Source organism: Zoogloea sp. (assembly GCF_041914405.1).
Classification (GTDB): domain Bacteria; phylum Pseudomonadota; class Gammaproteobacteria; order Burkholderiales; family Rhodocyclaceae; genus Zoogloea.
The window spans coordinates 48,973-71,396 of record NZ_JAYSDK010000030.1; the positions used below are offsets into that span (position 1 = coordinate 48,973).

Sequence of the window (22,424 nt, forward strand, 5' to 3'; positions counted from 1 at the left end):
TCAATCTCCCCCACTGGGGGGGGGGGTATCTGGCCAAGGGGGGGGGGGCTTTTTCCGCCCCCGGGGCCCCCCGCCCCCCCGGCGGGGGGCTTTTAAACCCCCCCCCACGGCATGCATCATCACGGAATTGTGTGGGTCTCACGCGTCCTTGCCACTGACACCGGCGGATTCAAAGCTGGCCATCTGGTTGAGGAAATTGACCGCCGCTTGCACCAGCGGGAAGGCCAGCGCGGCGCCGGTGCCTTCGCCGAGGCGCAGGTCGAGCTGGACCAGCGGCGCGGCGCCCAGGTGGGCCAGCTGCACGGCGTGACCGGGCTCTTCAGAGCGGTGGGCGAAGACGCAGTAGTCGATGATCGCCGGGGCGATCTCGTAAGCCACCAGCAGCGCGCTGGTAACGATGAAGCCGTCGATCAGCAGCAGCATGCCGGCTTCGGCGGCGCCCAGCATCGCACCGGCCATCATCGCGATTTCGAGGCCGCCGTATTCGGTCAGCGCCTCCAGCGGGTCGCCGCGGCGCCCACCACGGGCCACGGCCTTGGCCAGCAGCGCACGCTTGCGGGCCATGCCCGCGTCGTCGAGGCCAGTGCCACGGCCGATCACCACGTCCAGCTCGGCGCCGGTCAGGCAGTGGGTCAGCAGGGACGCGGCAGCGGTGTTGCCGATACCCATCTCGCCAAAGCCGACCACGTTGCAGCCGTCAGCGGCCAGGCCGCGGGCCAGCTCGCGACCACGGGCCAGCGCCGCATCGCGCTGGGCGACGGTCAGCGCCGGCTCTTCCAGGTAGTTGGCGGTGCCCGGCGCCACCTTGGCGTCGATCAGGCCGGGACGGTTGCCGAAGTCGTGGGCCACGCCGGCATCCACCACCGTCAGGCCCATGCCCATCTGGCGTGCGAAGACGTTGATCGCGGCGCCGCCGGCGAGGAAATTCTCGACCATCTGCCAAGTCACGTCCTGGGGATAGGCGGACACGCCGGCCTTGGCCGCGCCATGGTCACCGGCAAACACCAGCATATGCGGCCGGCGCAGCTCGGGGCTGAGGGTCTGCTGGATCAGGCCGATCTGGCGGGCCAGCGGCTCGAGGCGGCCGAGGGCACCGAGGGGCTTGGTCTTGGTGTCGATGCGCTGCTGCAGCGCGGGGGCGAGAGCTTGGTCAGGGCGGGCGATGGCGTAGGTCATGGGACGCATCTGCGGACGGTGTCGAGGCCGCGGATGCTAGGACGCGAAAACCAATTGTTCAAGCACCGGCGCACCGGAACAACCGCCCCGCGACATCTGCCGGACCGCCGGAAAGCCTTAGTTGGCGCGGGTTTGACCACCGATGGAACGAACCTGCAGGACGACCCGGCGGCTGTTGCGCACCTCGCGCTCCCACGCGCGCTTTAGCACGAAACGCAGCTCATAGTCGCCCGCCGCCTCGCCGATCACCGAGAAGATCTGGCTGCCGTCCCGACGGGCTTCAGCAGCGGGCGTTTCCTCAAGACGGACACGCACCGCACCGTTGCCACCATCCACGTACCAAGTGGCGCCGCTGCCGGGATAGGACGGCAGCGCGATGCGGCAGATCTGCCCGACGTTGCTGGCAAGGCGTTGAGTGCTCATGGTGTGGATTCCCTGCGGTTTTTTATCGGGATCAATGGTGCCCTGCAGCACGCAAGGGCCGCTATGCCCCGGGACATGGCCTCGCTGTGACCTATTACCGCCCTCCCCTTCAGGCCCCCTTGAGAACCAGCGGCAAGCCCGCGGCGACGAAAGTCACCCGCTCGCAGAGGGCTGCCACGGCCTGGTTGAGACGCCCGGCCTCGTCGCGGAACAGGCGGCCTAACGGGCTTTCCGGCACCAGGCCGAGGCCCACCTCATTGGCAACGAAAATCACTTTTCCCGGCAACTGCGGAATCAACTCGAGCAGCGCCGCCCGCTCGCGGGCAAAGGCCGGCAGCAGTTCGGCGCCAGCAGCCGGCGGGAGGTTCTCGGCGCCGTCGAGCAGGTTGGCCAGCCACAGGGTCAGGCAATCGACCACCACGCAGCGATCCGCTGAGGCGGTCGCCTGCAGCGCTGCCGCCAGCGCCCGCGGCTCCTCGACGACGACCCAGCCGGCGGGCCGGTCGGCCTGGTGGCGGGCGATACGCACGCGCATCTCCTCGTCCAACGCCTCGGCGGTGGCGATCACATGCACCGCCAGGCCACTCGCTGCAGCGGCCTGCTCGGCGTGGCGGCTCTTGCCGGAACGGGCGCCGCCGAGGATGAATTCACATGACATAAACAGCTCCAGCATATTGACGCTAACGTCAACCGAATTCGGGAAGTGACTGATTTTGGTGCTATTATCGCAGCCGTTGTCGCCACAGGGCCGAGTCGGCCCGGCGATACGCGTGCTCCAGGTGCTCCAGCGGCCGTCCAGGCCAGGAGTTAAACGGGAAACAGGTGCGCGTGCTTCCTCGGAAGCCGCAAGGCCTGTGCTGCCCCCGCAACGGTAAGCAAGCGCAAGACGCATCACATAGCCACTGGGCCTTTCGGGCCTGGGAAGGCGATGCGTCCTGTCCGGTCGGCATTGTGCCGCACCGGCTCGGCTTGCAAGCCCGGATACCGGCCTTGATCACACAACAGCGGAAGTGCCACGGGGTGGTGGCAACGCGCGCGGCCGTGATCCTGTCCGGCCTTCTGCGGTACCTCCCCTGCGCTTCCACACGCAATCCACCCGAGTTGGCGGGGACGCCACCGGGTCCGGGAGAACCTGACAGATGATCATCCGCCTTTCCACCGCCGCCCTAGCGGTCGCCTCCGCCTTCCCTGCCATCGCGCTTGCCGCCCCGGCCGAACAATCCACCGTCCTCGTCACCGCCACCCGTCAGGCCCAGCGTGCCGACGAGTCCCTGGCCGACGTGACGGTCATCGAGCGCGCGCAGATCGAACGGGCCGGCTCGACCTTCTCGCTGCCCGAGCTGCTGGCCCGCCAGCCCGGCATCCAGATGTCCTCCAGCGGCGGTCCCGGCAAGGCCACCGACATCTTCATCCGCGGCGCCAGCCCGCGCCAGACCCTACTGATCGTGGACGGCATGCGCCTCGGCTCCGCCACCCTCGGCACCGCGACCTGGCAGGACATCCCGCTGTCCCAGATCGAGCGCATCGAGATCGTCCGCGGCCCGGCCTCCGCACTGTACGGCGCCGACGCGATCGGCGGCGTGATCCAGATCTTCACCCGCAAGGGCGAGGGCGCGCCGAAGGTGGACGCCTTCGTCGGCGCCGGCAGCTACGGCACCCGCGAAACCTCGGCAGGCGTCTCCGGCGGCACCGACAAGCTGTCCTACTCGGTACGCGGCGGCTACGCCGAAAACGACGGCTACAGCGCCATCTACAGCAAGGCCAAGCAGCCGTTCTACTACAACCCGGACAAGGATCCGTACCGCAACAGCAACCTGTCAGCCAAGGCAAGCTACCGCCTGGCAGACGGCCATGAAGTCGGCGCCTCCATCCTCTACGCGACAAGCCGCAACCACTACGATTCTGGCCTCGGCTTCGACAACTTCAGCGACGACGTGCAGAACGTCTGGAACCTGTACAGCCGCAACCGCCTCAGCGACGCCTGGACCAGCACCGTGCGCTTCGGTCAGTCGATCGACGACGCCAAGAACTTCGCGTCCTACGCCCCCAACGGCGCGTCGATCAAGACCACCCAGCAGCAGTTCATGTGGCAGAACGACGTCCGCCTGCCGGTCGGTACCCTGCTCGCCGCCTACGAGAACCTGCATCAGAAGGCCGTCAACCAGGACACCTTCGACGTCAGCCGCTCGGTCAACTCGGCCCTGCTCGGGTGGACCGCCGGCTTCGGCCCGCACAAGGTTCAGCTCAACGCCCGCCATGACGACAACAGCCAGTTCGGCGGCAAGACCACCGGCTACGCAGGCTACGGCTACCAGATCCTGCCGACGCTGCGCGTACAGGGCAGCATCGGCAACGCCTTCCGCGCGCCGACCTTCAACGAGCTGTACTACCCCGGCTACGGCAACGTGAACCTGAAGCCGGAGAGCGCCTACAACAAGGAAGTCGGCCTGCTGTGGGAACAGCACGGGCATAACGTCAGCGCCACCTACTTCCGCAACCGCGTCACCAACATGATCGTCAACGATCAGAACTTCATCCCGCAGAACGTCGGCAGCGCCCGCCTGGAAGGCATCAGCCTGGGCTACGGCGGCCAGCTCGCCGGCTTCGACATCGTCGCCAATATCGACTTCCTCGACCCAAAGGACCTGGACACCGACAAGCGCCTGCAGCGCCGCGCCAACAAGACCGGCAACCTGGCGGTCAGCCGCAGTTTCGCCGCCCTCACCGTGGGCGCCGAATGGCAGGGTGCCGGTGGCCGCTACGACCGCACCGGCGAGACCAAGCCGATGGGCGGCTACGGGCTGGTGAACGCCTTCGCCAAGTACGCGCTGAGCAAGGAGCTGGGTGTCGAGGCACGCGCCAACAACATCCTCGACAAGCAGTACGAAACCGCCCTGGGCTTCAAGACGGCCGGCGCCAACGTCTTCTTCGGCGTACGCTACACCCCGCAATAAGCCCATGCACGGAGGGACCATGGCCCACGGGCACATTACCGCCCAACACCGTCCGGTCAGCATGCGCGGCACGCGCCTGCGCGCCCGGCTGGTCATCGCCGGCCTGATTGCGGCGGCGCTGGCGGCCTTCGCCTGGTCCCTGTCGGCCGGCGCCATGCCGGTGTCGGTTCAGGACATGCTGGCCGCGCTGGGCAGTGGTGAAGGCGGCATGGAGGCGGACATCATCCGCCAGCTGCGCCTGCCCCGCGCCATCGCAGCCTTTGCCTGCGGCGGCCTGCTGGCCCTGGCCGGCGCACTGATGCAGGTGCTGCTTCGCAACCCGCTGGCCGATCCCTACGTGCTGGGCATTTCCGGCGGCGCGGCGGTCGGCGCGCTGGGGGCGATCCTGGCCGGTGCCACCGCCGGCTGGATCGACGCCGGCGCCTTCATCGGTGCCCTCGGCGCCACCCTGCTGGTCTTCGGCCTCGCTCATGGCGACGGCTCGTGGACCCAGACCCGCCTGCTGCTCACCGGCGTCATCGTCGCCTCCGGCTGTGGCGCGGCAGTAGCGCTGATGCTGAGCCTGGCCCCCGAAGGCCGGGTCAAGGGCATGCTGTTCTGGCTGATGGGCGACGCCAGCAGCGCCAGCCGGCCTTGGCCGGCGCTGGCCCTGCTGGCCGTCGGCCTGCTGGCCGCCCTGCCCTTCGCCCGCGAACTCAATCTGCTGGCCCGCGGCGAGATCACCGCCCGCGCCCTCGGCGTCCGGGTCGGCCGCCTGCGCATGCTGGTCTATGGCCTCGGTGCGCTGCTCACCGCGGTCGCGGTGACCACCGTCGGCTCGGTCGGCTTCGTCGGCCTGATCGTGCCGCACCTGGTGCGCCTGTCCATCGGCAACGACCAGCGCCTGCTGCTGCCTGCCGCCACGCTGGCCGGTGGCGTGCTGCTGTGCGCCGCCGACACCGCCGCCCGCACGGTGGTCGCGCCGATCCAGCTGCCGGTCGGCGTGCTCACCGCGTTGATCGGCGTGCCGGTCTTCCTGTTCCTGCTGGCGAGGCATCCGCGATGAAGATGGACGTGCGCCCGCCGGTCCTCGCCACCGAGCACCTCACCGTGCAGGTGGGCCGCCGCGACGTGGTCCGGGCGCTGAATTTCACGCTGCAGCCAGGCGACACGCTGGTGATCCTCGGCCGCAACGGCGCCGGTAAAACCACCCTTCTGCACACCCTGGCCGGCTTGCGCGATGCCGCTGCCGGCACTGTGCTGCTGTCCGGCCAGCCCTATGCGGCCTGGCCGCGCGGCCACGAAGCCTGCCTGCGCGGCCTGCTGGCCCAGAGCCAGCCCGATTTCTTCAGCGCAACGGTGCTCGAAACGGCACTCGTCGGCCGCCATCCCTACCTGGGCCGCTGGGACTGGGAGGGGCCGGAAGACGAAGCCATCGCGCTGGCCGCGCTGGCCAGCATGGGCCTGGGCGACTTCGCCGAGCGCCAGGTGCCGACGCTGTCCGGCGGCGAGCGCCAGCGCCTCGCCATCGCCACCCTGCTGGTGCAACGGCCGCGCCTGTACCTGCTCGACGAACCGCTGGCGCACCTTGACCTGCACCATGAGGTCGCGGTACTTGACCATTTCCGCGCCCTCGCCGCCACCGGTGCGGGCGTGGCGATGGTCCTCCACGACATCAACCTGACGGCCCGCTACGCCAGCCACGTACTGCTGCTCGACGGCGAAGGCGGCCACATCTTCGGCCCGGCCGCCGAGGTGCTCACCACCGAACGCCTGTCGGCCGCCTTCGGACATCCGCTACGGGCCGTCGCCGACGGCACCGCGACACTGTTCGTGCCGGCCTGACAGCTCCCGGACCTGCACCGTGCCCGTTGTGGCTGTGAGGCAAACTCATTTGCCCCACAAGTAATCCACAGGAAATTCACAAGAAAACCACAAGAACCCAACCCCCAACGAATCCACACACACCACCATGACCGACCACAACACCTCCTCCGACACCGAACGCGACGCCCGCCACAAGACCCGCATGGAACGCAAGAAGGCCGTCGTCGACGCGGCCATCGCCGCCGCCACCGACCAGCGTGGCGTGCTGCTGGTGAACACCGGCAACGGCAAGGGCAAGTCCAGCGCTGCCTTCGGCGTGCTGGCCCGGGCGCTCGGCCACGGCCTGAAGGCCGGCGTGGTGCAGTTCGTGAAGGGCCGTTCGGACACCGGCGAGGAAGCCTTCTTCCGCCGCCAGCCAGAAGTCAGCTGGCACGTGATGGGCGACGGCTTCACCTGGGACACCCAGGACCGCAGCGCCGACATCGCCAGCGCCAAGGCCGGCTGGGAACAGGCGCGGGCCTTCCTGCGCGATCCGGAGATTGGCCTGGTGGTGCTCGATGAGCTCAACATCGTCCTCAAGTACGCCTACCTGGACGTGAACGAGGTGATCGCCGACCTGCAGGCCCGCCCGGCCATGCAGCACGTCATCGTCACCGGCCGTGGCGCGCCGGAAGCACTGATCGCGGCGGCCGACACGGTCACCGACATGGGCGTCGTCAAGCACGCCTTCAAGGCCGGCATCGCCGCCCAGGCTGGCCTGGAGTTCTGAGCAAGCGGCTGCGGTAAACCCCGGTTCTGCCAGCCGGGCCGGGCGCGGTAAGCTTGATTCCTTATTTCCGTTTGCCGCCCCGACTGCCATGCACCGCATCGTCTACCTGGAATCCGGCGCGCTGATCGCCGACATCCGCCGCCCCGCCTTCGCCCACGAGTGGACCGAGTACGAGGCCACCGCCCAGCATGAGGTGGCGGAACGCCTGGCCGGCACGACCATCGCAATCATCAACAAGCGCCAGCTCAGCGCCAACATCATCGCCGGCCTGCCCGACCTGCAGATGGTGGCGATCGCCGCCACCGGCTACAACAACGTGGACCTGGAAGCCTGCCGGGCCCGCGGCATCGTCGTCTCCAACGTGCGCGGCTACGCCCGCGAGACGGTGCCCGAGCACGTACTGGCGCTGATGCTGGCCCTGTCCCGCCAGCTGGCGCCCTACCACCAGTCGGTGGCCGCCGGCCGCTGGCAGAAGAGCGAGCAGTTCTGCTATTTCGATTACCCGATCCGCGACCTGGCCGGGCAGACCCTCGGCCTCCTCGGCAGCGGCACCCTCGGCCAGGGCGTCGCGCGCCTCGCCGAAGCCTTCGGCATGCGGGTAATCCGCGGCGAGCACAAGGGCGCCGCAGCCGTGCGCGAGGGCTACGTGGCCTTCGAGCAGCTGATCCGCGAAGCCGACGTGATCAGCCTGCACTGCCCGCTCAACGATTCCACGCGCCACCTGATCGGCGCCGCCGAACTGGCCGCGATGAAGCCCACTGCGCTGCTGATCAACACCGCCCGCGGCGGCCTGGTGGACGAAGCCGCGCTGGCCGACGCGCTGCGCACCCGCCGCATCGGCGGCGCCGGCTTCGACGTGCTGACCGAAGAGCCACCCACCGACAACCCGCTGCTGGCCCCCGACCTGCTGGCCGCCGGCAACTTCATCCTCACGCCCCACGTCGCGTGGTCCAGCCGCGAAGCCATGCAGACCCTGGCCGACCAGCTGACCGGCAACATCGAGGCCTTCGCCGCCGGCGAGGCGCGCAACCGCCTGACCTGACAAGTCGCCGATCCCTCCACCACTGGCCAGGATCGGCAGCACCCAGGCTTACTTCTTCAGCCCATTCACCGCCGCCCGGCCCACCGCCGGGTCGTCGGTGAAGAAGCCATCCACGCCAGCCTTCAGGAAGGTCTGGATCTCGGTGATGCTGTCGCCGCGCACGCTGGGGTCGGAAGTCGGCGCGCCCTTCAGGCTGGCCGGCAGGAAGTTGTTTTCCGGCCGCAGCGTCCAGATGTGCAGGGCCAGGTTCTGGGCGTGGGCATTGGCCACCAGTGCGGTCGGCGTGCCGAGGGCGCCGTCCTTGACCGGAATGACCAGATCTTTGTGGGCGCCGACCACGTTGGCGTAGGTGGCGATCTCGCGGAGGCCGTCAGGGGTCGTCATGTCCGCGTAGGTCTTGGTGTTGGCGGCGCCCTGCAGCACGAAATCGTAGGGACGGCCGCTATTGGACAGAAGCTGAACCAAGCGCACGCTGCTCTTCTGGCGGATCTCCTTCAGGTTGGCCACTTCGAAGGACTGCACGAATACCGGCGCATCCTTGCTGTTCCAGCCGTTCTTCTCCAGCACCGCGAGCAGGGGCGCCTCGAGGGGCATACCGATGGACTTGAAGTAGCTCGGGTGCTTGGTTTCCGGCTCGATGCCGATGGTGCGTCCCGTCGCCTTGCTCTGGGCCTTGGCCAGATCGATGACCTCCTGCAGCGTCGGCACCTCGAACTGGTCGTTGTAGGCTGTATTGGCCGGGCGGACGGTCGGGATGCGTTCACGCGCCCGCAGGGTCTTCAGCTCGGCGAGGGTGAAATCCTCCGCGAACCAGCCGGTGATGGCGGTGCCATCGATAGTCTTGGTGGTCTTGCGGCTGGCGAACTCCGGACGATCGGCGACGTTGGTAGTCGCCTCCTTCACCGAACCATCGGCGTTCAGGATGCACAGCGCGTTCTCGTGGCGATCCACCAGCACGCCGTCCTTGGTGATGACCAGATCAGGCTCGATGATGTCGGCGCCGTCGTCGATGGCTTTCTGGTAGGCCGCCAGGGTGTGTTCCGGGCGCAGCGCGGAAGCGCCCCGGTGGGCGATGACGGTCGGTGTCGGCGGCCAGGCCGGGCTATCGTCGCTGCCACCACAGGCGGTCAGCGCAAGGCTTGCGGTCAGCAGGGAAAGGATGGAAGCAATGCGGGTCTTGCGGAACATGTCGTGAATCCGGGCGGAATAAAAAGCGCCACTTTGTGGGCCCGCCGTGACATCGCCATGACCAGCGCTTTAAGAATTCCCTGTGGATATGCTCAGTCTAGCCGTCCCTTCACTCAGGATTTCTTCGACCGCGCGCGTTTCTTCGGTTCGGCGTCGCCCTTCGCCTCGGGCAGCGGCGCCAGCAATGCGCGAATGTCGTCCTCACCAAACTTGACGCTGCCCTCGTGGTCCTCGGCGAGGATGCCGGCGGCCAGTTCGGCCTTTTTCTCCTGCAGGCCGAGGATCTTCTCCTCGATGGAGCCGGCCACCACCAGCTTGTAGACGAACACCGACTTGGTCTGGCCGAGACGGTGGGCGCGGTCGGTGGCCTGGTTTTCCACCGCCGGGTTCCACCACGGATCGTAGTGGATCACCGTGTCAGCGGCGGTCAGGTTGAGGCCGACACCGCCGGCCTTCAGGCTGATCAGGAAAACCGGCACGTCGCCGTCCTGGAACTGGCGAACCGGGGTTTCCCGGTCCACGGTGTCGCCGGTCAGCGCCACGTGGCGGATGCGCCGCGCATCCAGCTCGGCGGCGATCAGCGCCAGCATGCCGGTGAACTGGGAGAACAGCAGCACCTTGCGGCCCTCGTCCACCAACTCCGGCAGCATGTCCATCAGCAAGTCCAGCTTGGCCCGCTCCTTCACCTTGGCGGCGGCGTCGGTCTTCAGCAGACGCGGGTCGCAGCACACCTGGCGCAGCTTGAGCAGCGCGTCGAGGATGACGATCTGGCTACGCGCGAAGCCGCGGGCGGCGATCTCGTCGCGCACGCGCTGGTCCATCGTCGCCCGCACGGTTTCGTAGAGGTCGCGCTGGCGGCCATCGAGCTCGACGCTGCGCACCACGATGGTCTTCGGCGGCAGCTCCTTGGCCACATCCTCCTTGCGGCGGCGCAGGATGAAGGGCGCGATGCGCTTGGCCAGCAGGTCGCGGCGCACCGTGTCGCCGTATTTCTCGACCGGCGTGCGCCAGCGGGCGGTGAAGTCCTTCACGTCGCCGAGGAAGCCCGGCAGCAGGAAGTCGAACTGGCTCCACAGCTCGCCGAGATGGTTTTCCAGCGGCGTGCCGGTGAGGCACAGGCGGTGCTCGGCACGCAGCGTGCGCACCACCTGGGCGGCCTGGCTGGCGGCGTTCTTCACCGTCTGGGCTTCGTCGAGGATCAGCGAGTGGTATTCATGGGCGGCGAGCTGCTCCCGGTCGCGCCACAGCAGCGGATAGGTGGTCAGGCACACGTCCGCGTCGGGGATCTTCGCAAAGGCCTCGGCGCGGCCGCTGCCGCGCAGGCTCAGCACCTTGAGGTCGGGCGCGTAGCGCTCCGCCTCTCGCTGCCAATTGAAAACCAGGGAGGTCGGCAGCACCACCAGCGCCGGCTTGCCAAGGCGCCGGCCGCGCTTTTCGACGAGCAGGTGGGCCAGGGTCTGGGCAGTCTTGCCGAGGCCCATATCGTCGGCCAGGATGCCGCCGAGGCCGTGGCGGCGCAGATGCTGCAGCCAGGACAGGCCTTCCAGCTGGTAGGGGCGCAGCTCGAGGACGAAGCCCTTCGGCGCGGCCACCGGCTTGATGCTGCCGGCGCCTCGGATGCGTTCGATCCAGCGCTCCAGGCTTTCCAGCCCCTGGGCCCGCCAGCCGTCGCCGAGCACGTCGGCCAGGCGCGGCGCATCGAAGCGCGACACACGGATGCTGCCGGAGGGATTGTCGAAGAGGTCCACCAGCGTGCGGGCGATCGGCTTGACCCGCTCGGCGGCCAGCGCCACCCGGTCGCCGTCGTCGAGCTGGACGATGACCTGGCTGTCGTCGGGAATACGCTCGATCAGCTTGGGGTCGAGCCAGCGCGCATCCTGCTTGAAGACGGCGTGCAGCATCGGCGCCAGGTCCACGCGGCGGCCTTCCACCTCGACACCGAGGGACACGTCGAACCAGCCCTCGTCGCTCTCCTCGATCTCCACGTGCCAGTCTCTGGCGACCAGCAGGCGGTGGCGGAAATCCCGCGGGCACTCGATGTGCCAGCCGGCCTCGCGCAGCGCCGGCGCAACGAGGGAGAAGAAGTGGCTCCAGTGGGCTTCGCTTTCCAGCCCGTACAGACCTTCGGTGGGGATGCCCTGGCTGATCAGCCAGCCGCGCTTGAGGGGCAGGAAACCGGCCGTCTGGAAGGCCTGCCAGGCGGCCTGCTCGGCTGCCGGATCACGCTTCACGCGCACAGCACGACCGTCCTGCAGGGTCGCCACGTCGTGGGTGGAGCCGGGCTCCAGGCGGGCTTCACCATAGGCGAAGGCGGGGCTCGCCACGTCGTACTCGCTGCCGCTGAAATCGGCCTCGTAGCCGCGATGCCGGCGCCAGCTCCAGCAGTAGATGCTGCTCAAGCTCAGCACTGGCCGGCATGCCGCATCCACCAGCGGCAGTTCGCCACGCTGGCTACCCTGCGGCGACGGCAGCGCCGGCGCCAGCTCGGCCAGCGCGCTGGCCACCACCGGCAGCTCCACCGCCGACAGGGCCGGCAGGGTCAGCAGTTCGGCGATCACCGGCGCGTCATCCACCTGGATGCGGCCCGCCTCGCCGCGGCTGCTGTCGAGGTAGGCCAGCGGCTCGGTGCGCAACACCAGCGTCGCCGCCGGGTCGGCCGCCACCCTGGCCTTGACGCCGTTTTCGCCGGGCACCCATTCCAGTGTGGCCGGCCGCAAGGCGCCGCCGCGCAGCGGCTGGGCATGGCCACGACCGTCCATCTCAAGGTAGGCCCGCCCGGTGGCCACCGCTGCTTCCAGCACGGCCAGGCCCGGCGCCCCTTCGAGCAGCGGCCAGCCATAGCCACCGCCGAGACGGTTGGCCTCGCGGAGCAGGCGGAAGATGTGCAGGTCCTCGTCCCGTACGAAGGCCGGTGGACGCAGCAAGGCCTGCTCGTAATTGGTCCATTCACTGGCCGAACCGGTCAGCTCGCCATCGGCCCCGGTGCGGGCCTTGACCAGGCTGAACTCCAGGCTGTCGTTGCCCAGTTGGCGGATGATGCGGCACAGGTAGAAGATGCTGTCCCGCGGCGTGGCCGCCTTGCGCACCTTGGCCACCTTGTCCACTCGCTCGCGCAGGGTACGCACCCAGGCCAGCACCTCGGCGCGCGGCTTGTCCACCAGCTTGCCGGGCCGGCGGGCGGCGAGGATCAGCGCCGCGGCGTGCTTGCAGCGGCTGCCCACCGGGCAGGTGCAGCGGGTGTTCAATTCGATGGAGCTCTCGCCGAAGAACTCGCGCCGCTCGATGCGCACGCTGACCCGATAGGGCACCGGCTCGGAGCCCTGCACCAGGGCCTGCAGCTGGTTGCCGGCCGCCTCAATGTTGCGCACGCGCCCAATGTAGCCACGGGCACGGGTCAGCGCATTGGCGGTGAATAATTCACTGAGGAGGGTGTCGTCGAGCTGGGCGAGAAGACGTGCGAGATCCATGCCGGCAGTTTCTGGCGGGCGAAAGGCGGAATTTTAGGCGCTCTCGCCGCCTCCGCGAAGCCTCAGCCGCGGGCATCGCGCCCGGAGTCGAGGGAAAAGCCCGCGGCATCGAGCAGCGCCGGCAAGGCGTCGGCAGCGCGCAGGCGCAGGCGGAAATCCACTCGTTCGCTCAGCGGGGTACGGCCCGGGTTGATCTCGATGGTTGGAATACCGTTCTCGATAGCCCACACCATGGGCCCGGCGATGTAGGGAAAGGCGCTGCCGGTACCGACCGAGACGATCAGCTCCGGCCCGGCGGCGAGCACGGTCTCGAAACGGTGCACCGCTTGGTCGGGCAGATTCTCGCCGAACAGCACCACGTCGGGACGCAGGATGCCACCGCAATAGGGACATTCGGGTGGAATCGTCAGGCCGGCATAGTTGTCCACGTGGCGGCTGCGGCCGCAATCCACGCAGCGCAGGCGCCGCAGCGTGCCGTGCATCTCGATGACGTCGCGGGAACCCGCCTCCAGGTGAAAACCGTCCACATTCTGGGTCAGCACCGTCACACCACTGCGCAGCGCCTCGAGCCGGGCAATGGCGTAATGACCGGCATTCGGGTGGGCCCCACGGCAGCTCGCCTCGATCTGCGACAGGAAACGCCAGGTGATATCCGGCCGCCGCGCGAACATCTCGCCGGACAGGGCCTGTTCGATCGGCAGGCCGATGTCGGTGTGGGCATCTTCGTAGAGGCCGCCGACGCCGCGATAAGTCGGCAGGCCGGAATCGGCCGACAAACCGGCTCCGGTGATGAACAGAATGCGCCGTGCGGTAGAGAAAAGGCGACCTGCGGCCTCGATTTGGGCGGCGTAGTCAGCTAGGGTATGGTCTGTCATGCTGATTCCCTGACACTGGACGGCGGGAACAGCCCGCCGGACGCCATGTTGCGGTGCAGACCGCCGAAAGGCAAATGCCATACTGCATGAGGACCCGAACGATCGGCGAATCGGGGTGCATCGAGGAGGACCAAAACGACCATGTGCCAGCTGCTTGGAATGAATTGCAACACGCCCACCGACATCTGCTTCTCCTTCGCCGGCTTCCAGGCCCGCGGCGGGCTGACAGATGTGCACGGCGACGGCTGGGGCATCGCCTTCTTCGAGGGCCGCGGGGTGCGCGTCTTCCTCGATCCGCAGGCCAGCAGCAGATCGCCGGTGGCCGAACTGGTGCGTAACTATCCGATCCACTCCCTCAACGTCATCGCCCACATCCGCAAGGCCACCCAGGGCGTGGTGACGCTGGAAAACACCCATCCCTTCCAGCGCGAGCTGTGGGGGCGCTACTGGGTATTCGCCCACAACGGCAACCTCAACGGCTTCGATCCCGAACTGCGCGGCTACTTCCAGCCGGTAGGGCAGACCGATTCCGAACGGGCCTTCTGCTATCTGATGGAAGCCCTGCGCCGCCAGTTTCCTGACGGCGAACCCTCGCGGGAAGAGCTTTTCGCGGTGGTGCGCGGCATTGCCGCAGAGATCGGCAGCCATGGAGAGTTCAATTTCCTGCTGTCCAACGGCACCTGCCTGTTCGCCCACTGCGCATCGCGGCTCACCTACATCGTGCGCCAGGCCCCATTCGCCCGCGCCCACCTGAAGGACCAGGACATCACAGTGGATTTCAGCGAGCTGACCTCGGCCGATGACCGGGTCGCCGTGGTGGCCACCACACCGCTGACCGATAACGAGGACTGGCAGCCCATCGCACCGGGCACCCTGCTGCTGTTCGTCGACGGCGCGCCGGTGAATGCCGGCCCTGCGGCTACCCGCGCCTTCATCCGTCCGGAGGCTGCTGCGTGCTGAGGATTAATGTCAGAATGCCCGGACATTGCTTTTGCATGCAGGACGTCCGGACTTCCCGCCAATTCCATACGGCTATCCAGGCGGGCTAGAATCGTCCACCACAACCTGAGCACCGCTTTTCATCTCCATGCCGACAAGTTCGCCGAAAGACTGCCCCCTGTGCTTCCCGGAACCGGAAAACGTGCTCTGGCAGGATGCCAGTTGCCGTGTGATCCGCGTGAATGACCGCGATTATCCCGGCTACTGCCGGCTGATCTGGAACGAGCACGTCGCCGAGATGAGCGACCTGGCGCCCTCCGACCAGCGTCACTGCTTCAATATTCTGATGGCAGTGGAAGTGGCTCTGCGCGAGTGCTTCCAGCCCGCCAAGATCAACCTGGCCAGCTTCGGCAACGTGGTGCCCCACCTGCACTGGCACCTGATCCCGCGGGAGGTGGACGATCGCCATTTCCCCGAGCCGATCTGGGGCCAGACCCAGCGCAGCAGCAGCGGCACGTTCCGTGAAATGGACGACGCGCGGCTGGCCTTGGCCATCCGCAACGCGATTGCCGAACAACTTTCGGGCTGAAGCGGGGACCGCAGCCATGACGGACAGCCAGCAGACCACCTACACCGACCTGCGCAGCGTCGAGCAATACCGCAAGCTGCTCAGGAATCTTCATACGCTGAACGCGAGCGAGAGCCACGCCACGCTGGTACGCATGCTCGAGGGGCTGCTGGCAAGCCCGCTGGGACCGGAGGAACAGCTCGAGGTCCTGGAGGCGTCGCGTCAAACGATCACCTTCGTCCAGTACGAGATGTCGTCCCGCTACGCGGCCCATCCGCTTCCCCCCGACAGCGCGGAGGATGCCACGCTGCGCCAGGTGGTCCGTCTATGGACCGCGCTGAGTACCGCCTACGCACGCCTGGCGGAAGGCCATTCCAGCAGCTCGGAAGAGTTCCGGGCCCAGTTGCCCCTGCTGGCCCAGCGCCGCATCCAGTACCTCGGGCAGATCATCATCGAACATTTCCGCGCCCACCGTGCGGAGCCGCCTGGGGCCTGGAAAGCGGTCCACGACGCCTACCTCGAAGCCGACCGGGCCGGTGCGACCCATAGCCGGGTCATCGATCCCCTCAACAACACCTGGAAGGCCCAGAGCCCGGACGAGGCTTATATCGCGCTGCTGCTCATTGACCTGACCAACCCCTACGGCCGCAACCAGCGCGAACTCAACTGGATCTGCCGCTGGGCGCAGCGCTTCGCGCCCTACTGCATCCTGCAGACCAGCTGGGAACAGGACGACGTCCGCGCCTATGGCCTGGATCCCAGCGAAGACCACGGCTTGCGCCCGATTGCCCTGATTGGCTCGAGGCCGGGCATGCGCCGCTTCGACGGGCAGCGCCTCGCGGCGCAGATCAAGGCCATGCTGGCAGAGTTCAAGCAGGGCACCAGCCCGGCCTCCCTCGGCCTCGGTGACGACTGCTCCCAACCCGCCTGCGCACGGCTGCTGGTGTCCCTGTACCGTCCGTGGGGCATGTCGGCCGCCGGACGGCGCTTCCCCCGCCGCAGCAAGAAGGGGGAAAACAAGATCTGCACAGACTGGGACGGCATCGGGCTGCTGATTTCCGGACAGCCCTTCGAACCGCCCAACCGCCGTCAGTTGATGGGCAGCCGCTACGACATCAGCGTCATCACCTTCGGTGCCCGCGCCGAGGAGAGCGTTGCGCCGCCACTGCTGGATGCCGAAACCGAAGCCATCCGGAACGGCTACAACATCGACACCTGGGAAACCGTCGATCATTCGGTGTCGGGCTTCCGGCTACAGCGCAAGCATCCGGTGCAACGCATCGAGCATCACCAGCTGGTCGGCATCAAGCCCAGCGATGGCACCCACTACCTGCTCGGCCAGGTGAGCTGGCTGATGTATGAACCGGATGGCACGCTGCTGACCGGCATTCACCTGCTGGCAGGCCTGCCGACCACTTGCGCGGTACGCTGCACCGGCATCAACGTCAGCCCCACGGAACCTTATGCACAGGCCTTCATGCTGCCGGAGATCGCAGCGATGCATTCCCCGGCGACGATCGTGCTGCCGGGCGGTTGGTTCCAGGCCGAGCGGGTGCTCGAGCTGCACACCGGGTCGGCCCGGCAGATCCGCCTGACCACGCTGGTCGCACGCGGTACCAACTTCGACCAGGCCATCTACGAATACGTGCAGGACTGAAGGACGGCCTTATTCCACCAGACGCCGGACCGGGAAACAGGCAGTGAAGCGACTGCCCCGCCCCGGCTCGCTGTCGATCATCAGATCGCCTTGGTGGCGGCTCAGCACATGCTTGACGATGGCCAGGCCAAGGCCGGTACCTCCGGTTTCCCGGGAGCGGCCCCGGTCGACCCGATAAAAGCGTTCAGTAAGGCGCGGAATGTGTTCCGGAGCGATCCCGATGCCGTCGTCTTCGACCATGTATTCCACCACTGATCCCCGCTGCCGCCAGCTGAGACGGATGTGACCGCCGGCCGGGGTGTAGCGCACCGCATTGATGGCCAGGTTCACAAACGCGCTGTAAAGCTCCTTGCTGTTGCCGAGCAAGCGGGCCCGGGTCGAGCAGTCGAGGCTTATCGTGTGACGGCCGCTGGAGACCACCTGGGCCTCCTGCTGGATTTCCTTCAGCAGGCTGGCCACCTCCACCGGTTCCTCGTGAAGGATGGGCGCGCCGGTTTCCAGCGCAGACAGCGTCAGTAAATCCTGGATCAGGCGCTGCATCCGGCTGGCCTGCTCGGATGCCAGACCGAGATAGTGGCGGATGTCGTCCTTCTCCAGCTCGTCGAGGCCGTCGATGACGGTCTCCAGGAAGCCGCTGACCACGGTCAACGGGGTGCGCATCTCGTGGGACACATTGGCGACGAAATCACGGCGCATCGCCTCCAGGCGCTCGCCCTGGGTAATGTCCTCCGACATTAGCAGACGCATATCGTCGCTGAAGGGCACGACGTGGACCATCAGGGTGCGCCCGATCGGGCGGCCGGCGGTGAAGACCAGGGGTTCCTCGTAATGGCCTTCCTGCAGATAGCGCACGAAATCCGGCTGGCGGACGATGTTGGTCACCGGCGCGCCCTGGTCGCGGGCGCGATCCAAACCGAAGTGCTGCTCGCCTAGGCGGTTGACCCATTCGATGGTGTTACTCATCGACAGGAACAGGAGGCCGTTTGGCATCGCCTGACTGGCCTCGCGGAAGCGTTCCAGCGCGGCGGACAGCCGTTCCTGCTGGCTGCTCGCGGTGCGTGCCCTCCGGTTCACGTCGGCAAAAACGTAATCCCACAAACCGAAGGCGCGCGGCAGCGGCGCTGCCTCATCCACCGGCGTGCGCAGCCAGCGGACCAGCTTGAAAAGATTGTTGATGTGGTACAGCCCAACCAGCAGCAGCGCCACCGCAAAGGTGACAAGTGCCGGCACCAGGCCGAAGAACACCCCGATGCCGATCGCCAGCAGCACGATGACGGTCAGGACCGTGAAAACCGCGACACGGATATAGCTGATCGGCCGGATTTCCGTGACTTCTTCCAGAGGAGCTCCCACGAATCAGCGCACCACCGCCGGCGTCTCCTGCTGGGTCGAGAAGCGGTAGCCGCTGCCGCGCACGGTCTGCACCAGGGCATCGTGGCCGGTGGGCTCGAGCGCACAGCGCAAGCGGCGGATGTGCACGTCGACAGTGCGCTCTTCGACGAAGACGTGATCACCCCACACCTGATCGAGCAGTTGGGCACGCGAATGGACGCGTTCCGGATGGGTCATCAGAAAATGTAGTAGACGGAATTCGGTCGGGCCAAGGGTAATCGGGCTGGCGCCCGCTGCCAAGCGGTGCGTCGCCGGGTCGAGGCGCAGCCCGCCCAATTCGACCGGATCCTCGGTGGTCTCCGGAGCCCGGCGGCGCAGCACCGCCTTGATGCGGGCCACCAGCTCACGCGGCGAAAAGGGCTTGGTGATGTAGTCATCGGCGCCCGATTCAAGGCCAAGCACCTTGTCCTGCTCCTCGCCGCGGGCTGTCAGCATGATCAGCGGAATGCCGCGGGTACGCTCCTCGCCGCGCAGCCGGCGGGCGAATTCGACCCCCGACATGCCCGGCAGCATCCAGTCGAGCAGGATCAGGTCGGGCAGCGCATCACGCACGATACGCTGGGCTGTTTCCGCATCCGAGGCCCTGACAACATGGTGGCCGGCGCGCATCAGATTAGCGGCGATCAGTTCCTGAATGGCGGGCTCGTCTTCGACGAGCAGGATGGTGGCAGGCATGGATACCTCGGTGGAATCTCTGGACGCAGGCAGTGTATTTCAGCAACTTGAACTTTTCATGACATGTCACACCCCGCGATCACCATGCAATGACTGCCTTCAAGGGGAGCCGGGCCCGCCTTCGAGTATCATTCGCACATTGCCCATCGATACACGGAGCCCTGCATGGCTGGCCTGCACAAGGACGACCCCATCCCCACCGAAATCAAGCTGCACCAGGTTTCCCGCCGGATGGAGATAGCCTTCGACGACGGCAAGCGTTTCGAATTCACCTACGAGTTCCTACGCGTATTCTCCCCCTCTGCCGAGGTACGTGGTCATGGCGTTGGCCAGGAAGTCCTGCAGCTCGGCAAACGCGACGTTGACATCACGCGCATCGAGCCGGTCGGCAACTACGCGATCCGCCCGGTATTCTCCGACGGCCACGACAGCGGGTTGTATTCGTGGGACTACCTCTATGACCTCGGTGAAAGACGCGACGAGCTATGGGAATCCTACCTGCTCCGCCTCTCCACTGAAGGCGGCAGTCGAGACCCTGCCGACCTCCCGCCGCCCGCCCCGAAGACCGGCGGCTGTGGCCATCACCACTGAATCCTGATCGCCGGCTGGACGCCGGCGATCCAACGCTTCGCTCCCATTTCCAGATCATGAACGACAAGACCACCCATTTCGGCTTCCAGAAAGTGGCCGAATCCGAAAAGGCCAGCAAGGTCCGCGGCGTTTTCTCCTCCGTCGCCAGCAGCTACGACGTGATGAACGACCTGATGTCCTTTGGACTGCACCGCTTGTGGAAGGCTTTCACTGTGCAGATCGCCGGCGTCCGCAAGGGCGACCGGGTGCTCGACGTGGCTGGCGGCACCGCCGACCTGTCGCTGGCTTTTGCCAAGAAAGTCGGCCCGACTGGCCAGGTGTGGCTCACCGACATCAATCACGCAATGCTGTCCCGTGGCCGCGACCGCGTCGTGGATAAGGGCTTCCTGCTGCCGGTCGCCCAATGCGACGCGGAGAAGCTGCCCTTCCCCGACGACTATTTCGACGTGGTGACGGTGGCCTTCGGCCTGCGCAACATGACCCACAAGGATCAGGCCATCGCCGAAATGCGCCGCGTGCTGAAGCCCGGCGGCCGCCTGCTCGTTCTGGAGTTCTCCAAGGTCTGGAAGCCCCTCGCCCCGGCCTACGACTTCTATTCCTTCAAACTGCTTCCACTGATGGGCGAAAAGGTCGCCAAGGATGCGGACAGCTACCGCTACCTGGCCGAGAGCATCCGCATGCACCCGGACCAGGAATCCCTCAAGACCCTGATGGAAGGCGCCGGACTGGCCCGCGTGGAGTACTTCAACATGACCGCCGGCGTGGTTGCGCTGCATCGGGGTTACAAGCTCTGAAACCGATGACGGCTCTTCCTGCACAGGCTTACTGAAGCTTGCGCACCAGCCTTGCATAGCGCGCGGGGGCCACGGGCCCCCGCAATTCCTCTAGGAGTGGAGATGCTTGCCTCATCCGCCATTACCGGCCTCAACCATCTGCTTGCCGATGCCCCCTGGGCACGGGAACGTCTGGCTCCCTTCGCCGGGCGGGTCGCGGCCCTTCGCCTAAGCCCGCTGGAGCTCTCCCTCGGCGTGGATGGCGACGGCTATTTCAACGAGAGCGCAGCCCCTGCGCCCGACGTCACCCTTGAACTGCCCTTATATTCCCTGCCTAAGGCGCTCGCGGGAGGCACCGACGCCTTGATGGCCGACATCCGCATCAGTGGCAATGCCGACTTCGCCGATACCCTCGGCTTTGTCTTTCGGCAACTCCGCTGGGACGGCGAGGAGACCCTGGCCAGACTGATCGGCGACATCGCGGCACACCGCGCGGTGATGACAGCCCAACACATCATCGGCTGGCAGCGCCAGGCCGCCCGCAACGCCGTCGAAAATCTCGTCGAATACTACAGTGAGGAGCGCCCGGTACTGGTCAAACACCAGGCGCTGGAAGAACTGGCCGGCGCCAATGCAGCCCTGCGCGACGATCTGGCACGCCTGGAAAAACGGCTGAGCCGACTTGAGACGACCCTATCCAAGACAGCCCACTGACACCGCTTGGCCGGCGGATCTGATCTTTAAGGTCAAGCCGGAAAAGAAAAAGGGCAGCCCTCACGGACTGCCCTTTTCTTTGCAACCGATCGTCTCGATCAGTGGCCGCGCTTCTTCAGCTTGCTGATTGCCGCGATCTGGGCCAGAGCCGACGCCAGTTCGGACTGGGCCTTAGCGTACTCCAGGGCGGAACCCTGGTTCTGCAAGGCTTCTTCCGCCAGGCGCTTGGCTTCCAGCGCCTTGGCCTCGTCCAGATCCTTGCCACGGATGGCGGTATCCGCCAGAACCGTCACCAGGTTGGGCTGAACTTCCAGCAGGCCGCCGGCCACAAAAACCAGTTCCTCTTCAGGCTGGTTCTGGACCTTGACGCGCACGGCGCCCGGCTTGATCCGGGTCATCAGCGGCATGTGACCGGGCAGAATGCCGAGCTCACCGGCTTCGCCGGGGAGAGCAACGAATTCGGCCAGACCGGAGAAGATCTGCTCTTCCGCGCTGACGATATCGACGTGAATGGTCATTGCCATAGCTATTTCCTCCTCAAACCGGCGACCTCGTTAGAGAGCCGCCGGGCGATGGTCGCATTGATCAGAGGGTCTTCGCTTTTTCGAAGACTTCTTCGATCGGGCCGACCATGTAGAAGGCCTGCTCGGGCAGGTGATCCACTTCACCGCTGAGAATCGTCTTGAAGCCCTTGATCGTCTCCTTCAGGGGGACGTACTTGCCGGGGGAACCGGTAAACACTTCCGCCACGAAGAACGGCTGGGACAGGAAACGCTGGATCTTACGGGCGCGGGCGACAAGCAGCTTGTCTTCCGGAGCCAGTTCGTCCATACCCAGAATCGCGATGATGTCGCGCAGTTCCTTGTAACGCTGAAGGGTCTGCTGAACGCCGCGAGCGGTGTTGTAGTGCTCTTCGCCAACCACCAGCGGGTCGAGCTGACGGGAGGTGGAGTCCAGCGGATCAACGGCGGGGTAGATACCCAGCGCGGCGATGTCACGGGACAGCACGACGGTCGAGTCGAGGTGGAGGAAGGTGGTCGCCGGGGACGGATCGGTCAAGTCATCCGCGGGCACATACACGGCCTGGATGGAGGTGATCGAGCCCACCTTGGTGGAGGTAATACGCTCCTGCAGACGGCCCATTTCTTCGGCCAGCGTCGGCTGGTAACCCACCGCGGAAGGCATACGACCCAGCAGCGCGGACACTTCGGTACCGGCCAGGGTGTAGCGGTAGATGTTATCCACGAAGAACAGGATGTCACGGCCTTCGTCACGGAAACGCTCGGCCATGGTCAGGCCGGTCAGCGCAACGCGCAGACGGTTGCCCGGGGGTTCGTTCATCTGACCGAACACCATCGCAACCTTGTCGAGAACGTTGGAGTCCTTCATTTCGTGGTAGAAGTCGTTCCCTTCAC

The 22,424-nt window shown here is 66.6% G+C and carries 21 protein-coding genes and 1 riboswitch; of the genes, 11 read left to right on the plus strand and 10 right to left on the minus strand.

Going from position 1 to position 22,424, the window contains the following annotated elements; genetic code table 11:
* Positions 1-138 precede the first annotated feature (138 nt).
* The 3 genes from cobT to cobU all read right to left on the minus strand — a co-directional run bounded on the left by cobT (position 139) and on the right by cobU (position 2,257).
* A complete protein-coding gene (gene cobT, locus ACE3RX_RS17120) occupies positions 139-1,185 on the minus strand; it encodes a nicotinate-nucleotide--dimethylbenzimidazole phosphoribosyltransferase (protein ID WP_374486189.1) in 1,047 nt (348 codons plus the stop codon).
* A gap of 108 nt (positions 1,186-1,293) precedes the next feature.
* Positions 1,294-1,599: a protease inhibitor I42 family protein gene (locus ACE3RX_RS17125; RefSeq protein ID WP_374486190.1), complete on the minus strand. Its 306-nt coding sequence runs from the start codon at positions 1,597-1,599 to the stop codon at positions 1,294-1,296.
* Between the two features lie 109 nt (positions 1,600-1,708).
* Positions 1,709-2,257, minus strand: coding sequence for a bifunctional adenosylcobinamide kinase/adenosylcobinamide-phosphate guanylyltransferase (gene cobU / locus ACE3RX_RS17130; protein ID WP_374486191.1), 549 nt, complete (start codon positions 2,255-2,257; stop codon positions 1,709-1,711).
* Positions 2,258-2,359: 102 nt separating this feature from the next.
* A riboswitch (cobalamin riboswitch) is annotated at positions 2,360-2,607 on the plus strand.
* A gap of 131 nt (positions 2,608-2,738) precedes the next feature.
* On the opposite strand from cobU, the gene ACE3RX_RS17135 reads away from it, so the two are divergent.
* From ACE3RX_RS17135 to ACE3RX_RS17155, 5 genes are all read left to right on the plus strand, one after another.
* Complete coding sequence (locus tag ACE3RX_RS17135) at positions 2,739-4,553, plus strand: TonB-dependent receptor domain-containing protein (protein WP_374486192.1); 1,815 nt, start codon at positions 2,739-2,741, stop codon at positions 4,551-4,553.
* Positions 4,554-4,614: 61 nt separating this feature from the next.
* Positions 4,615-5,598 (plus strand): FecCD family ABC transporter permease, encoded by a 984-nt coding sequence (locus tag ACE3RX_RS17140; protein WP_374486210.1) that lies wholly within the window; start codon positions 4,615-4,617, stop codon positions 5,596-5,598.
* Entirely contained in the window at positions 5,595-6,377 is a 783-nt protein-coding gene (locus ACE3RX_RS17145) for an ABC transporter ATP-binding protein (protein WP_374486193.1), read from the plus strand. The genes ACE3RX_RS17140 and ACE3RX_RS17145 overlap by 4 nt, the downstream gene beginning before the upstream one ends.
* Before the next feature lie 127 nt (positions 6,378-6,504).
* Positions 6,505-7,128, plus strand: coding sequence for a cob(I)yrinic acid a,c-diamide adenosyltransferase (cobO, locus tag ACE3RX_RS17150; protein WP_374486194.1), 624 nt, complete (start codon positions 6,505-6,507; stop codon positions 7,126-7,128).
* Positions 7,129-7,216: 88 nt separating this feature from the next.
* Positions 7,217-8,170, plus strand: coding sequence for a D-2-hydroxyacid dehydrogenase (locus ACE3RX_RS17155; RefSeq protein ID WP_374486195.1), 954 nt, complete (start codon positions 7,217-7,219; stop codon positions 8,168-8,170).
* Between the two features lie 48 nt (positions 8,171-8,218).
* Here the strand turns inward: ACE3RX_RS17155 and ACE3RX_RS17160 are convergent, their stop codons facing one another.
* From ACE3RX_RS17160 to ACE3RX_RS17170, 3 genes are all read right to left on the minus strand, one after another.
* Positions 8,219-9,358 carry a glycerophosphodiester phosphodiesterase gene (locus ACE3RX_RS17160; protein WP_374486196.1) on the minus strand — a complete coding sequence of 380 codons (1,140 nt, stop codon included), beginning with the start codon at positions 9,356-9,358 and terminating at the stop codon, positions 8,219-8,221.
* Positions 9,359-9,471: 113 nt separating this feature from the next.
* A complete protein-coding gene (locus ACE3RX_RS17165; RefSeq protein ID WP_374486197.1) occupies positions 9,472-12,825 on the minus strand; it encodes an SNF2-related protein in 3,354 nt (1,117 codons plus the stop codon).
* Positions 12,826-12,887: 62 nt separating this feature from the next.
* Positions 12,888-13,700, minus strand: a complete 813-nt coding sequence (locus ACE3RX_RS17170; RefSeq protein ID WP_374486198.1) for an NAD-dependent deacylase — start codon at positions 13,698-13,700, stop codon at positions 12,888-12,890.
* Positions 13,701-13,841: 141 nt separating this feature from the next.
* On the opposite strand from ACE3RX_RS17170, the gene ACE3RX_RS17175 reads away from it, so the two are divergent.
* The 3 genes from ACE3RX_RS17175 (at position 13,842) to ACE3RX_RS17185 (ending at position 16,864) form a co-directional block, all read left to right on the plus strand.
* Entirely contained in the window at positions 13,842-14,660 is an 819-nt protein-coding gene (locus ACE3RX_RS17175) for a class II glutamine amidotransferase (RefSeq protein WP_374486199.1), read from the plus strand.
* A gap of 181 nt (positions 14,661-14,841) precedes the next feature.
* Entirely contained in the window at positions 14,842-15,228 is a 387-nt protein-coding gene (locus ACE3RX_RS17180; protein WP_374486200.1) for an HIT family protein, read from the plus strand.
* Positions 15,229-15,244: 16 nt separating this feature from the next.
* Positions 15,245-16,864 (plus strand): hypothetical protein, encoded by a 1,620-nt coding sequence (locus ACE3RX_RS17185; RefSeq protein ID WP_374486201.1) that lies wholly within the window; start codon positions 15,245-15,247, stop codon positions 16,862-16,864.
* Positions 16,865-16,873: 9 nt separating this feature from the next.
* On the opposite strand, the gene phoR is transcribed toward ACE3RX_RS17185, so the two are convergent.
* Positions 16,874-18,217: a phosphate regulon sensor histidine kinase PhoR gene (phoR, locus tag ACE3RX_RS17190; RefSeq protein WP_374486202.1), complete on the minus strand. Its 1,344-nt coding sequence runs from the start codon at positions 18,215-18,217 to the stop codon at positions 16,874-16,876.
* Positions 18,218-18,220: 3 nt separating this feature from the next.
* Positions 18,221-18,931, minus strand: coding sequence for a phosphate regulon transcriptional regulator PhoB (gene phoB / locus ACE3RX_RS17195; protein WP_374486203.1), 711 nt, complete (start codon positions 18,929-18,931; stop codon positions 18,221-18,223).
* 165 nt (positions 18,932-19,096) lie between these two features.
* Here phoB and ACE3RX_RS17200 point away from each other — a divergent pair, with 165 nt between their 5' ends.
* The 3 genes from ACE3RX_RS17200 to ACE3RX_RS17210 all read left to right on the plus strand — a co-directional run bounded on the left by ACE3RX_RS17200 (position 19,097) and on the right by ACE3RX_RS17210 (position 21,009).
* Positions 19,097-19,522: a gamma-butyrobetaine hydroxylase-like domain-containing protein gene (locus tag ACE3RX_RS17200; protein WP_374486204.1), complete on the plus strand. Its 426-nt coding sequence runs from the start codon at positions 19,097-19,099 to the stop codon at positions 19,520-19,522.
* 56 nt (positions 19,523-19,578) lie between these two features.
* Entirely contained in the window at positions 19,579-20,316 is a 738-nt protein-coding gene (ubiE, locus tag ACE3RX_RS17205) for a bifunctional demethylmenaquinone methyltransferase/2-methoxy-6-polyprenyl-1,4-benzoquinol methylase UbiE (RefSeq protein WP_374486205.1), read from the plus strand.
* A gap of 102 nt (positions 20,317-20,418) precedes the next feature.
* A complete protein-coding gene (locus tag ACE3RX_RS17210) occupies positions 20,419-21,009 on the plus strand; it encodes an SCP2 domain-containing protein (RefSeq protein WP_374486206.1) in 591 nt (196 codons plus the stop codon).
* Positions 21,010-21,107: 98 nt separating this feature from the next.
* Here the strand turns inward: ACE3RX_RS17210 and ACE3RX_RS17215 are convergent, their stop codons facing one another.
* The gene (locus ACE3RX_RS17215) at positions 21,108-21,533 is read right to left on the minus strand and encodes a F0F1 ATP synthase subunit epsilon (RefSeq protein ID WP_374486207.1); all 426 of its coding nucleotides are present in this window, start codon (positions 21,531-21,533) and stop codon (positions 21,108-21,110) included.
* A 61-nt stretch (positions 21,534-21,594) separates the two neighbouring features.
* Positions 21,595-22,424, minus strand: an 830-nt coding sequence (atpD, locus tag ACE3RX_RS17220; protein WP_374486208.1) for a F0F1 ATP synthase subunit beta, incomplete at its 5' end; no start/stop codon positions are given.